The following is an 11,559-nucleotide window of genomic DNA, read 5'->3' as shown; positions in this document are numbered from 1 at the left end:
GTGGTGGCTCAAGTCCTCGTCCAGCGGCGGTGGAAACTCCCCCGTGCCCTCAAGGCCGGCGGGCTAAGGTGACGGCCATGCTGAAGGACTTCGCCGAGCTGTCCACGCCGCTGGTCGCGGATGCCTGCGTCCGCGAGGGTGTTCCACTGCGCGCAGCGCCACCCGGCATCCGGGCGGTCGTGCCGGGGCATCGCCTCGCCGCACGCGTCCTGCCCACCCGCCACTACGGAAGCGTCGACGTGTTCCTCGAGGCGTTCGGCCGTGCCGAACCCGGCGACGTACTCGTGATCGACAACGGCGGGCGCGCGGACGAGGCGTGCGTGGGTGATCTGGCCGTGCTCGAGGCGGAGTCGGCGGGGCTGGCCGGGATGGTGGTGTGGGGGCTGCACCGGGATACGCCGGAGCTGGTGGAGATCGGCGTTCCGGTGTTCAGCTACGGCAGCTACCCGCCGGGCCCGACGCGGGTGGACGACCGGGAGCCGGAGGCGCTGACCAGCGCCCGCTTCGGCCCGCACCTGGTGACGGCGGAGGACGTCGTCCTCGCCGACGACGACGGCGTGCTGTTCGTCCCGGCCGACCGCGTCGAGGGCGTTCTCGCGACCGCCCACCGGATCCGGGACACCGAGCGCGAACAGGCCCGCAGGATCAGGGCCGGCGAGACGCTGCGCCGCCAGACGTCCTTCGACGACTATCTGGCCCGCCGTGCCGACGACCCCTCGTACACCTTCCGCCGGCACCTCCGCCGCGTCGGCGGGGCGATCGAGGAGTAGACGAGTGGACGGGGCCGTGATGTCGATCACGGGCCCGTCGGCCGGGGAACCGGAAGGGCCGCTCTCCCGCTCCTGCCAAGCACTAGATCATTTAGTTCGGCAGCGCAGACGAGGAGCGGCACATGACCCTGGAGAACGGGAAGGTCAGCCTGTACGCGGCGAACAAGCTCTGGGTGGACGCGCGGATCAACGTCGAGGGAAAGCTGCTGATCCAGGGGCAGGACCTCAACAACGGCGAGTACGAGTACATGCTGTCCGTACCGGAAGCGGAGATTCCTAAGGTCGTCGCCGCGCTGGACGGCGCGCCGGGGGACGACGTCCTGGAGCTGCTCGCCGCACGCGGCACGGAGATCGTGCAGTTCGGCGAGATGCGCTGGCTGAAGTCCCTGGGGATCGAGCCGGGTTTCTCCTCGTACCGCTGAGGCGTTGTCCGACGGGTCGCATGACCGAGCGAACCATCGGACAGCCCTCAGTCCCTCAGTAGTGCTTCGCCGGGTCGGTGATGCGCCGGCGCGCCATGGCCGTCACCCCTGGGAAGCGGTCTCCCGGATCAGCGGTTCGAGCTCCCGCCGTACGTAGGCGTCGAACGGCGCCGTCAGCGCGCTGTCGATCACCCGCCGCACTCGGTGCTCTGCCGCGAACTCCTTGATCGCTGCGCGGTCGTCCGGTTCCACACCCCCACCGATGATCAGCACCCCGAACCCCTCGGTTTCCAGCAGCTTTCGGGCCTCCTCGTCGGTGCTCACTCCCTCCGCGTCAAAGCCGTCCGCATGCAGCGTGGCCAGCACCTCCGTCACCCGGGCGGGCATCCTTCCCAGTACCAGCGTCCTCATGGCCGTTCCTTTCCGGTACGTCGACATCGGCTCCCCCGAACCTAGAAGCTCAACCGGACTTGAGGTCAACCTCGACTCTCACCCTTCGGACAGCCACGTGAATCCGCCGGACAGGGCCTGGACCCGTCGCTTCCCGTCCGGTGAGATGATCAACAGACGGGACGGGCGGGATGCACGGGGGAGTCGGGATGCAGAGCACGCACGGCGGGGCTGCCCTCGCCATCACCGTGGTGGTCGTCGGCCTGGTGGTGCGACGGCAGTTGCGCATCCGCCCGGTGCGGCGCGTCGGCTCGCTGATAGCCCCGGCGGTCCTCGGCGTCCTGGGCGTCGCGGCGACCGCCTTCGGGGTCGCCTCCGTCCTCAAGGACCGGCCGCTGACCGCGATGCCCGTCGTCCTCCTGGTGGCGAGCCTGGCCGTGGCGGCGGGCTTCGGCGTGGCCAGGGCGCGGACCGTACGCGTGTGGCGCGACCCTCAGGGCGGCGAGGTGCTGCGCAAGGGGACGGCGGCCACGACCGGCCTGTGGGTGGCCGCGGGGGCCGTGCACCTGGGGCTGGGCCTGTGGATCGACCACGCGGCCGGGGCCGGGATCCTGGGGCCCGCCTCGCTGTACGCGTACCTGGCGGTCGGCCTGGGAGCACAGAACCTCCTGGTGCGCAGGCGCGCCGCCGCGCTCTGACCTCGGGCCGGCACGCCGTCCGGGCCCCAGCGGAGCAGGCCCTCGGATGGGTGAACGAGATCGGTGGACCGCCCCGGCGGCCGTTCGGCATGCTGGGGTCGGTGATGTACCGATAGAGGAGACCGCCATGAGCGCACTCACCGTCGACCACGAGCCGGAGCATGGGTGGGACGACCTCGTCCGGATCTGGCTGGAGACGGACGCACCCGAGGGCTGCAAGGTGGAGATCGTTGAAGGGATCGTCACCGTGTCGCCCGCCCCGGCCAACAAGCACAACGTCATCGCGGGGAAGCTGCAGCGTTCCCTGTACAAGGTGATCCCCGAGGACTGGGGCATCTATCAGACGCTCGCCGTCTCTGTGCCCTCCCGCAGTGGCCTGTTCATCCCCGACCTGGTCGTCGTGCCGGAGTCCGCGCTGGTCGAGCTGTCCGAGTCCGAGCACTTCATTGCGGCGGACGCCTCCTCGTTCATCGTGGAGATCACGTCGAAGTCCAGCCTTCGCCACGACCGGGTCAGCAAGCCCGCCGCGTACGCCCACGCAGGGGTGCCGTTGTACCTGCTGGTGGACCAGTGGGCTCAGGGCGGGCCGACGATCACCCTCTACGGTGAGCCGAAGGACGACGTCTACCGCGTCCTGCAGGCCGGGAAGTTCGGGGACGAGATCCCTCTCCCCGCGCCGTTCGACCTCGTGATCGACACGGGAGCGTTCCCCGCCGCCTGACTGTATGCCGTACGCCGAAGGCCCCGCCCCCCACCAGGACAGGTGGGGGGCGGGGCCTGCGAGCCTCCGGCCGCGTCCGGGAGTCCCCGAGGGGCTCGGCGGCAGCGACCCGGCGTCACACGCGCCCCGCGACCGCCGAGGGGACGCGGCGGGTGGCCACCGGGGCGGCGCGGCGGGCTGCCAGAGCCTGGCGGGTGCCGCAGAGGGTGACGGAGACGGCGCCGGCCATGGCCAGGAAGCCGAGGACGACGGTGCCGTCCCAGCCGGCCGCGTTGAAGGCGAGGGCGCCGAGGGTGCCGCCGACGGAGCTGCCGAGGTAGTACGCGGTCTGGTAGAGGGCCGAGGCCTGGGCGCGGCCGGTCTTCGCGGCGCGGCTGACGGCCGAGGAGGCGACCGCGTGGCCGGCGAAGAAGCCCGCCGTGATGAGGACGAGGCCCGCGAGGACCGCGGTGAGCGACGAGGTCAGGGTCAGCAGCAGACCGGCGGTGGTGGTGCTCACCGCCAGGTACAGGGCGCCGCGCCGGCCCATGCGGCCGACGAGCTTGCCGGCCGCGGCCGACGAGACCGTACCGACCAGGTAGATCAGGAAGATCGAGCCGACCACGCCCTGCGGGAGGGAGAAGGGCGCGTCCGCCAGCCGGTAGCCGATGACCGTGTAGACCGCGCCGAAGACGGTCATGAAGAGACCGCCGATCAGGTACAGACGGCGCAGCAGGGGGTCGGACAGGTGGGTGCCCACCGTGCGGGCGAGGGCGCGCGCCGACACCGGGGCCGGGCTGAAGTGGCGTGCCTTCGGGACCATCAGCCGGAACGTCAGGGCGCACAGCACCGCCAGGACGCCGACCGCCGCGAGCCCGGCGCGCCAGCCCCAGGCCTGGGCCGCCCAGCCGGCCAGGATCCGGCCGACCATGCCGCCGATGCTGTTGCCCGCCACGAACAGGCCGATCGCGCCGACCAGGGCCTTGGCGCGGACCTCCTCCGCCAGGTACGCCATCGCCGACGCCGGCACGCCGGCCAGCGCGGCACCCTGCACCGCGCGCAGCGCCGTCAGCCAGCCCAGGTCGGGGGCGAACGGCACGAGGAGGGCCACCAGGGCGGCGACGCAGAGCGCCGCGGTCATCGTCGCCCGCCGTCCGTAGCGCTCGGACAGGGCGCTGAGCGGGACGACCGCGACGGCGAGGCCGCCGGTCGCGGCGGAGACGGTCCAGCTGGCCTGACCGGGGGTCACACCGAGGTCGTCGGAGATCGCGGGGAGCAGGGCCTGCGTGGAGTAGAGGAGGGCGAACGTGGCCACTCCGGCGGCGAAGAGCGCGAAGCTCATCCGGCGGTAGCCGGGGCCGCCCGGGACCAGCCGGGTGTCATCGGAGGGAAGGGACGACGCGGTGGAGGCACCCGAACGCATGACGACGACGGATGCCCCGGTATCGGCAGGAGGCATGCGGAAACCGTATGGCGGCTGCATCTATGCGTCCAATGCACAGAATGGCGATAATCGATCCCGTGTTGCATGAACGCAGGTCACAGCGGCCCTTGTCATCGCCCGGCAACGAAAAAGACATTCCTGTTACAGCCGACGTCGAGGCCGACTCCTGGGCCGCCACCCTCACCCCGCGCCTCGCGCAGTTCGTCGCCGTGGCCCGTCACGAGCACGTCACCCGCGCCGCGCAGCAGCTCGGCATGCCGCAGTCCACGCTCAGCCGATCGATGGCCCGGCTCGAACACGACCTGGGCGTCGCCCTCTTCGCCCGCCACGGCCGCACGGTCTCCCTCACCGCCGCCGGCCGTACCTTCCTCGCCACCGTCGACCGCGCGCTGTCCGAGGTGGACCGCGCCGCCGAGTCCGTACGGGCGGACGCGGACCCGGCCGCCGGAAAGGTCGCGTTCGGGTTCCTGCACACCATGGGTTCGGAGACCGTACCCGAGCTCATAAGGGCCTTCCGCACCGACCACCCGCGCGTGCGCTTCCAGCTCGTCCAGAACTACGGCGAGGCCATGATCGAGCGGCTGCGCGCCGGCGACCTGGACCTGTGCCTGACCTCGCCGGTGCCGGACGAGCCCGACCTGGTCTCCCGGCGGCTCGACGAACAGAAGCTGCGCCTGGTCGTGCCCGACGACCACCCGCTGGCCACCCGCAAGCGCATCCGCCTCGCCGAGGCCGCGGGCGAACTGTTCGTCACCCTCGAGCCGGGCTACGGGCTGCGCCGCATCACCGACGCGCTGTGCGCGGAGGCGGGGTTCACCCCGAAGGTGGCGTTCGAGGGCGAGGACCCGGAGACGCTGCGCGGGCTGGTGGCCGCGGGGCTGGGTGTGGGGCTCCTGCCGCCGCCCGCCGTGCCGCGCCCCGGCGTCGTGGAGCTCACGGTCACCGCGCCGCGCGCCGTCCGCGAGATCGGGGTCGCCTGGCTGGACGGGCACCCCGACACGCCGCCGGTGGCGGCCTTCAAGAAGTTCCTGCTCTCGCGCCGGGGTCAGCTCCTGCTCCACCGCTGAGCCGGCCCACCGTCGACGCCCTAGTACCGCAGCGACGCCCCGAACCCCGACGCCAGCGGCATCCGCAGCCCCAGCGGCGGCGGGGCCGCCAGCGCGTCCGCGAGCGGGCGGGCGTAGTGGTGGCCGAAGAGCGAGCCGCGGACGAAGTCGGCCGCCAGGGCGAGCACTTCGGGGCGGTGGTGGCGCAGGGCGTGGCCGTCGGAGTGGACCTCGAAGCGGCACACGTCGCGGTTGACCTTCTTGGCGCGCTCGGCGAGGCGGTAGGAGAGGTCCGGGTCGGTGCGCTCGTCGTTCGTACCGTGCACGATCAGCACGCGTCTGCCCGCGAGCTGGCGCACCGGGTCGGGGTCGAGCACGACCTCCGGCTCGGGCAGCCAGGGGGCGATCGCCAGCACCGTCGTGACGGCCGGGTGGCCGGCGGCCCGCAGCGCGGCGCGGGCGCCCATGCCCGTACCGATCAGGCAGACCGGTACGTCGCCGTAGCGCCGCACCACCTCGTCCGCCGCCCATCGCGCGTCCGCCACGGGGTGGGCGGCGGAACCGTTCCAGCCGCGGTGGCGGTAGCGGACCAGATGGACGACCAGGCCCTGCGTTTCACCCGCCCGGGTCAGTCGTTGGACCAGAGGTCGCTGGGCGGCCAGGGTGCGCAAGGCCGGGCGGCGCAGCCCGGCGGGGGAGCCGCCCGGCAGCAGCAGGGCCACGCCGTGCACGTCGCTGCCGACGCGCGACGCGCCGAGCGGTTTTCCAAGGCGGGCCGTGTCCGGCGGGCCGGTCCGCCCGGCCGCGCGGGGCCGGGTCCATGGCGGGCCGGTCTGCACCTCCAGCCCCGCTTGCCCCTCAGGCCCCACCGGGCCCATCGATCCTTCCGGATCCCGCTGCGGCAACGCTTGCTGCACCATGGCAGACAACGATGGCAGAAGGACGGGTGGTGTCCACCCCGCCGATGGGTCACCGTTCCGTATCGTTCGCCACCATCTACGCGCGTAGGGGCTAGAGTGCCGAAATGACGAGCGAGACCACCTCCCAAGCGACTTCTCCGTCGGGCACCCGCCCGACCCCCGAGCAGATCCGCCGCGCGCCCAAGGTGCTGCTCCACGATCACCTCGACGGCGGACTGCGCCCGGGCACGATCGTCGACCTCGCGGCCGCCACCGGCTACGACAAGCTCCCCGAGACGGACCCGGACAAGCTCGGCATCTGGTTCCGCGAGGCCGCCGACTCCGGGTCGCTCGAGCGCTACCTGGAGACCTTCGCGCACACCTGCGCCGTGATGCAGACCCGCGAGGCGCTGGTCCGGGTCGCCGCCGAGTGCGCCGAGGACCTGGCCGAGGACGGCGTGGTCTACGCCGAGGTCCGCTACGCCCCCGAGCAGCACCTGGAGGCCGGGCTCACCCTCGAGCAGGTCGTCGAGGCCGTCAACGAGGGCTTCCGCGAGGGCGAGCGCCGGGCGCGCGCGAACGGTCACCGCATCCGCGTCGGCGCGCTGCTGACCGCGATGCGGCACGCCGCCCGCGCGCTGGAGATCGCCGAGCTGGCCAACCGCTACCGCGACACCGGCGTCGTCGGCTTCGACATCGCCGGCGCCGAGGCGGGCTTCCCGCCCACCCGTCACCTGGACGCGTTCGAGTACCTCAAGCGCGAGAACAACCACTTCACCATCCACGCCGGCGAGGCCTTCGGGCTGCCGTCGATCTGGCAGGCCCTGCAGTGGTGCGGCGCCGACCGGCTCGGCCACGGCGTGCGCATCATCGACGACATCGAGATCGCCGAGGACGGCACGGTCACGCTCGGCCGGCTGGCGTCCTACGTCCGCGACAAGCGCATTCCGCTGGAAATGTGCCCGACCTCGAATCTCCAGACCGCGGCTGCCACTTCATACGAAGAGCACCCCATCGGACTTCTTCGTAAGCTGCATTTCCGGGCGACGGTGAACACCGATAATCGTCTGATGAGCGGCACCAGCATGAGCCTGGAATTCGAGCACCTGGTCAAGGCCTTCGGGTACTCGCTGGACGACATGCAGTGGTTCACCGTCAACGCCATGAAGTCGGCGTTCATCCCATTCGACGAACGCCTCGCCATGATCAGCGACGTGATCAAGCCGGGCTACGCCGAGCTGAAGTCGGAGTGGCTGTTCCGCCAGACGGCGACCGGAAGCGCCTGACCAGCAATTCCTCATGCGGCCCCGGCCGGGGCTCGGCGAGGCTAATACGGTGAATGCGGCCGGGACTTCACGTCCCGGCCGCATTCATTTCGTGTCATTCATTGCAAGGGTGGTGCGGTCGTCGCTACGTTGCTGTGCCGTTCGGCATTTCCCGCCAACCCTGTCATGAGGACTGATCTCCGATGAAGCAGGCATCTCTCAAGGCTTTCGGTGCCGCCGTTCTCGGTGCCGCCTTCGCCGTCGCCGCGGCCGGCACCGCCTCCGCCGGCACCCTCGAGGCGGTCACCACGACCACCACCGGCGCGGCGAAGGGACTCCCGGTGGCGCAGCTGGCCCCGTTGAGCCCCGTGGGCGGGCCACTGCTCGTCGCCGGGGACCACCTCATCCGCTCCGGCACCCTGGAGCAGACCGCCAGGGCGAGCGACATCGCGCTGGCGCCCCACCTGCCCCTGGACAAGCTCACCGGCGCCCACACCGACAACAAGGGCAACGCCGGCCTGCTCGGCGCCCTGCCGACCAAGTCCATCGCCCCCAACGGCATCTCGCTGCCGGGCCTGGGCACGCCCAACTCCTGACGGCGACGGGCGACGAGCACGCCTCCCCGCAGGACGGGACGTACGGGACGAGACGTACGGGACGGGCAGCACCGCGGGCCGCGCACCCCGGTTGGGGGGTGCGCGGCCCGCGGTGTGCCGTCAGGGCGCGGCGCCCGGCGTCGAACGGCCGCCGGGCGGGGATCACCAGAGAATCCCCGGGAATCACCAGGCGGAGGACTTCGAGGCGGCGCGGTCGCTGCCCTCGGCGGGCATCAGGATCCACAGCGCGATGTAGAGCACGAACTGCGGGCCGGGCAGCAGGCACGAGACCAGGAAGATCACCCGCATCGTCGTCCGGGACATCCCGAAGCGCTCGGCCAGACCCGCGCAGACTCCGGCGATCATCCTGTGGTTACGGGGGCGGACCAGCGGAGCGGACATGGCGGCGACTCCTTGTCGTCGGACGTCTGTGAGGCGTCGGTGGGAGCGGACGGGAAGGATTTCCCGTGCCGGAAGGACGTTTTTCCGACGTTCTCCCGACGCTCTCGACGCTACGGCCGCGACCCGGGCAAAGCGTCACTCCACGGGGCGATCCCGACCCTGGGGATCGTCGGGGTAAGCCCCCGGTCCGTGTCCTCCCGGCGGAGGGGCCGGGTAGGCCCCGCCTCGCCCCTGCGGCGTAGCCGGGCCCGGATCATCGGCACCACCGCCAGATGGGCCACGGTCACCCCCGTGACGTTCATCAGCAGGGCGTCCACGTCCAGCACCTGGCCCACCACGCCGCCGCGCACCACCTGCAGGGCCAGCGAGAACATCGCGCTGGTGAACACCGTCCGGGCCAGCGAGCCCGCCGTCGATGCCGCGATCCGGCCGTGCGCCCACGGCAGCAGCAGCCCCAGCGGGGCGAACGGCAGCACCCCGGCCCCTATCGTCCGGGCGGCGTCCCAGGGACTCAGCGCCAGGTCGGCCCGGATCGTGGCCAGCGGCTCCAGACGCGCGGGCGTCACCCAGGGCGCGGTCAGCGGCCGCAGGGCGAGCCAGCCGAGCACCAGGAGATGCACTGCCAGGAGGACACAGCCCGCCACGCGGTAGCGGTATCGGAGGGCGGGCGTACCGCCGTAGCCATGACGCTGCACGCCCCCCAGGACGCCGCGCGCGGGGCGCGCGGTTCCGTGGCCGGGTACGGAGAGTCAGCGCCGGTCGGCGGGACGCACCGGCGGCCCGTCCGGCGGCCCTCAGGGGAGGGGGACGCCGCCGCTCCGCACGGCCTCCGGATGCGCCCGGGTCTCCTCGGTGCAGGCGTAGCCCTTGGGCCGCTCGTCGTCCGGCCCGCCGAGCGCCACCGTGCTCCTGCCGTCGGCCGCGGCCGTACCGGCGTACGTGCACACGACCTGCGCGAGCGCCGACGGAGGCAGCTGCTCCGGTGCCGTGTTCAGCCGCAGCGTCCCGGCCGGGTCGCCCGGGCGGGGGCCGCTGACGGTCAGCCTTTGCGGCACCTCGGTGGAGAACCCGGCCTCGTTCTCGACCGGGGAGGGCTGGCGCTTGAGCTCCTCCAGCAGCGCGCGCGCCAGGCCGGCCGGGTCGTCCGGGCTCGGGGAGGCGACCAGCCGCGTCACGGGGAGTAGCTGGGAGGTGCACAGCAGCTGGACGGACATCCGCAGGCTGCCCTCGGGCGGCGGGCTCTGCGCTCCGGGACGCACCACGCACGTCGCCCGCGAGGGGGCGCTCCCGGCGTCCACGGGCACGGCCGTGCCCCGGATGCCGCACCCGGTGAGCACGGCCAGCCCGGCCGTCAGGGCGACGGCCCGCGCGGCGGGGGTGACTCTCACGACGTACCGCCTTCCCCGGCGGCACCGGAACCGGAGGACGGGGTTCCGTCGCTCTCCTCGAGGCCGGCGACGTCGCGGGGCAGCGTCAGGGTGAACACCGCGCCGCCCTCCGGCGAGTTCGCGGCGGTGATCTCGCCTCCGTGGATGTGGGCGTTCTCCAGTGCGATCGACAGGCCCAGGCCGCTGCCCTCCGAGCGCGGGCGCGAGGCGCTGGCCTTGTAGAAGCGGTCGAAGACATGCGGCAGCACGTCCTCGGGGATGCCGGGCCCGTGGTCGCGCACGGCGATGACCAGCGAGTCGTCCGTCTGCCGGACCGAGACCCGCACGGGCGAGCCGCCGTGCTTGAGGGCGTTGCCGATGAGGTTGGCCAGGATCACGTCCAGGCGACGCGGGTCGAGCTGGGCCATGATCCCGCGCTCGGCGTCGAGTTCGACCGCGTCCAGCCAGGCCCGGGCGTCGATGCACGCCGTGATCTGGTCGGCGATGTCCACGTCGTCCAGCACCAGCCGGGCCGTGCCCGCGTCGAAGCGGGTGACCTCCATCAGGTTCTCCACCAGGTCGTTCAGCCGGCGGGTCTCGCTCACCACGAGCTGCACCACGGGCGCGATCATCGGATCGAGGGAGTCCGCCTCGTCCTCCAGCACCTCGGTCACGGCGGTGATCGCCGTCAGCGGGGTCCGCAGCTCGTGCGACATGTCGGCCACGAAGCGACGGCTCGCCGCCTCGCGCGAGCTCAGGTCCTCCACCCGCTTCTGCAGCGACTCCGCGGTCCTGTTGAACGTCCGCGACAGGTCCGCCAGCTCGTCGGTGCCCGACACCTGCAGCCGGGTGTCCAGCTTGCCCTCGCCCAGCCTGCGCGCCGCGTCGCCGAGCCGCTGCACGGGCCGCAGCACCGTGGAGGCCGCGGCCTGGGCGAGCAGCGCCGAGCCGATCAGCGCCAGCCCGGTGGCGATGCCCAGCGACCAGCCCAGGGAGTTGAGGTCCGCCCGCTCGTTCTCCAGCGACTTCAGCAGGTAGCCCGTCGGGCCCCCGCCGATCACCTTCGCGCCGGCGACCAGGTACGGCTTGCCGTCCAGCGTGATCCGCTGCCAGTACAGGTGGTACGGGTAGGGGTTGGACTCGTCGACCTTCCGCTCCCGGTTGACCGCCGTCACCAGCGTCTTCGGCACCACCGACAGCGTGAACAGCTCCCGGTCCGAGGGCGCGGCGCAGTCCCCGCCGCCCTTGACCTTGCCGATCAGCAGCACCTCGTACTTCTGCGAGGTCGCCGCCATCCGGTCCGCGGCCTCCTGCAGATCGGGACAGGTCGGCGGCAGCGGCAGCGAACCCGTGCTGTCCTGCAGGGTCTTGCGGAAGTCGTCGAGGGCGGCGTTCTGGGTACGGGTGAGGACCGCGTCACGGTTGAGCCAGTACGCGATCGCCGACGCCGACACCGCGGCCGCCAGGGCCACCAGCGCAAACACCAGCATCAGCCGCAACCGCAGGCTGATCCGCCGCATGCTCAGCTTCATGCCGTTCCTGGCCGCCGCCCAGCCCCGC

14 protein-coding genes are annotated in these 11,559 nt (G+C 72.3%); 7 read left to right on the top strand and 7 right to left on the bottom strand.

What is annotated here, in order from left to right; genetic code table 11:
- The first annotated feature begins 77 nt into the window (after nucleotides 1-77).
- Both J1792_RS08835 and J1792_RS08830 read left to right on the top strand, forming a co-directional pair.
- Nucleotides 78-770, top strand: coding sequence for an RraA family protein (locus J1792_RS08835; RefSeq protein ID WP_086572628.1), 693 nt, complete (start codon nucleotides 78-80; stop codon nucleotides 768-770).
- Between the two features lie 122 nt (nucleotides 771-892).
- Nucleotides 893-1,192, top strand: a complete 300-nt coding sequence (locus J1792_RS08830) for a hypothetical protein (RefSeq protein ID WP_207246949.1) — start codon at nucleotides 893-895, stop codon at nucleotides 1,190-1,192.
- Between the two features lie 102 nt (nucleotides 1,193-1,294).
- Here the strand turns inward: J1792_RS08830 and J1792_RS08825 are convergent, their stop codons facing one another.
- On the bottom strand, nucleotides 1,295-1,603 hold the full coding sequence (locus tag J1792_RS08825; RefSeq protein WP_086572595.1) for a hypothetical protein: 309 nt from the start codon (nucleotides 1,601-1,603) through the stop codon (nucleotides 1,295-1,297).
- 188 nt (nucleotides 1,604-1,791) lie between these two features.
- Here J1792_RS08825 and J1792_RS08820 point away from each other — a divergent pair, with 188 nt between their 5' ends.
- Both J1792_RS08820 and J1792_RS08815 read left to right on the top strand, forming a co-directional pair.
- Nucleotides 1,792-2,280: a hypothetical protein gene (locus tag J1792_RS08820; protein WP_207246948.1), complete on the top strand. Its 489-nt coding sequence runs from the start codon at nucleotides 1,792-1,794 to the stop codon at nucleotides 2,278-2,280.
- Between the two features lie 127 nt (nucleotides 2,281-2,407).
- On the top strand, nucleotides 2,408-3,001 hold the full coding sequence (locus J1792_RS08815) for a Uma2 family endonuclease (protein ID WP_207246947.1): 594 nt from the start codon (nucleotides 2,408-2,410) through the stop codon (nucleotides 2,999-3,001).
- 115 nt (nucleotides 3,002-3,116) lie between these two features.
- Here the strand turns inward: J1792_RS08815 and J1792_RS08810 are convergent, their stop codons facing one another.
- The gene (locus tag J1792_RS08810) at nucleotides 3,117-4,439 is read right to left on the bottom strand and encodes an MFS transporter (protein ID WP_086572591.1); all 1,323 of its coding nucleotides are present in this window, start codon (nucleotides 4,437-4,439) and stop codon (nucleotides 3,117-3,119) included.
- 44 nt (nucleotides 4,440-4,483) lie between these two features.
- Between J1792_RS08810 and J1792_RS08805 the strand changes: the two genes are divergently transcribed.
- A complete protein-coding gene (locus tag J1792_RS08805; RefSeq protein ID WP_242645484.1) occupies nucleotides 4,484-5,491 on the top strand; it encodes a LysR family transcriptional regulator in 1,008 nt (335 codons plus the stop codon).
- A 20-nt stretch (nucleotides 5,492-5,511) separates the two neighbouring features.
- On the opposite strand, the gene J1792_RS08800 is transcribed toward J1792_RS08805, so the two are convergent.
- Nucleotides 5,512-6,309 (bottom strand): alpha/beta hydrolase, encoded by a 798-nt coding sequence (locus J1792_RS08800; protein WP_372446092.1) that lies wholly within the window; start codon nucleotides 6,307-6,309, stop codon nucleotides 5,512-5,514.
- Between the two features lie 185 nt (nucleotides 6,310-6,494).
- On the opposite strand from J1792_RS08800, the gene J1792_RS08795 reads away from it, so the two are divergent.
- Together J1792_RS08795 and J1792_RS08790 are read left to right on the top strand one after the other, a co-directional pair.
- Nucleotides 6,495-7,655, top strand: coding sequence for an adenosine deaminase (locus J1792_RS08795; RefSeq protein WP_086572588.1), 1,161 nt, complete (start codon nucleotides 6,495-6,497; stop codon nucleotides 7,653-7,655).
- Between the two features lie 182 nt (nucleotides 7,656-7,837).
- On the top strand, nucleotides 7,838-8,230 hold the full coding sequence (locus J1792_RS08790) for a hypothetical protein (protein WP_179198994.1): 393 nt from the start codon (nucleotides 7,838-7,840) through the stop codon (nucleotides 8,228-8,230).
- A 183-nt stretch (nucleotides 8,231-8,413) separates the two neighbouring features.
- Here the strand turns inward: J1792_RS08790 and J1792_RS08785 are convergent, their stop codons facing one another.
- From J1792_RS08785 to J1792_RS08770, 4 genes are all read right to left on the bottom strand, one after another.
- A complete protein-coding gene (locus J1792_RS08785; RefSeq protein ID WP_086572586.1) occupies nucleotides 8,414-8,632 on the bottom strand; it encodes a PspC domain-containing protein in 219 nt (72 codons plus the stop codon).
- Nucleotides 8,633-8,742: 110 nt separating this feature from the next.
- On the bottom strand, nucleotides 8,743-9,327 hold the full coding sequence (locus J1792_RS08780; protein WP_086572584.1) for a VanZ family protein: 585 nt from the start codon (nucleotides 9,325-9,327) through the stop codon (nucleotides 8,743-8,745).
- Between the two features lie 99 nt (nucleotides 9,328-9,426).
- Complete coding sequence (locus J1792_RS08775; protein WP_086572582.1) at nucleotides 9,427-10,020, bottom strand: hypothetical protein; 594 nt, start codon at nucleotides 10,018-10,020, stop codon at nucleotides 9,427-9,429.
- Nucleotides 10,017-11,531, bottom strand: coding sequence for an ATP-binding protein (locus J1792_RS08770; RefSeq protein WP_242645822.1), 1,515 nt, complete (start codon nucleotides 11,529-11,531; stop codon nucleotides 10,017-10,019). Before J1792_RS08770 ends, J1792_RS08775 begins: the two co-directional genes overlap by 4 nt.
- Nucleotides 11,532-11,559: the final 28 nt, after the last annotated feature.

Origin of the sequence: Streptomyces triculaminicus, assembly GCF_017349075.1 — a bacterium.
In the GTDB taxonomy this organism is placed as follows: Bacteria; Actinomycetota; Actinomycetes; order Streptomycetales; family Streptomycetaceae; genus Streptomyces; species Streptomyces triculaminicus.
This window is presented reverse-complemented; position numbering and strand designations above follow the sequence as displayed.

What these genes read in the sequence shown, in the direction of transcription:
- J1792_RS08835 (WP_086572628.1), top strand. Translation starts at nt 78, where the DNA reads ATGCTGAAGGACTTCGCCGAGCTGTCCACGCCGCTGGTCGCGGATGCC.
- J1792_RS08830 (WP_207246949.1), top strand. Translation starts at nt 893, where the DNA reads ATGACCCTGGAGAACGGGAAGGTCAGCCTGTACGCGGCGAACAAGCTC.
- J1792_RS08825 (WP_086572595.1), bottom strand. Translation starts at nt 1,603, where the DNA reads ATGAGGACGCTGGTACTGGGAAGGATGCCCGCCCGGGTGACGGAGGTG.
- J1792_RS08820 (WP_207246948.1), top strand. Translation starts at nt 1,792, where the DNA reads ATGCAGAGCACGCACGGCGGGGCTGCCCTCGCCATCACCGTGGTGGTC.
- J1792_RS08815 (WP_207246947.1), top strand. Translation starts at nt 2,408, where the DNA reads ATGAGCGCACTCACCGTCGACCACGAGCCGGAGCATGGGTGGGACGAC.
- J1792_RS08810 (WP_086572591.1), bottom strand. Translation starts at nt 4,439, where the DNA reads ATGCCTCCTGCCGATACCGGGGCATCCGTCGTCGTCATGCGTTCGGGT.
- J1792_RS08805 (WP_242645484.1), top strand. Translation starts at nt 4,484, where the DNA reads ATGGCGATAATCGATCCCGTGTTGCATGAACGCAGGTCACAGCGGCCC.
- J1792_RS08795 (WP_086572588.1), top strand. Translation starts at nt 6,495, where the DNA reads ATGACGAGCGAGACCACCTCCCAAGCGACTTCTCCGTCGGGCACCCGC.
- J1792_RS08790 (WP_179198994.1), top strand. Translation starts at nt 7,838, where the DNA reads ATGAAGCAGGCATCTCTCAAGGCTTTCGGTGCCGCCGTTCTCGGTGCC.
- J1792_RS08785 (WP_086572586.1), bottom strand. Translation starts at nt 8,632, where the DNA reads ATGTCCGCTCCGCTGGTCCGCCCCCGTAACCACAGGATGATCGCCGGA.
- J1792_RS08770 (WP_242645822.1), bottom strand. Translation starts at nt 11,531, where the DNA reads ATGAAGCTGAGCATGCGGCGGATCAGCCTGCGGTTGCGGCTGATGCTG.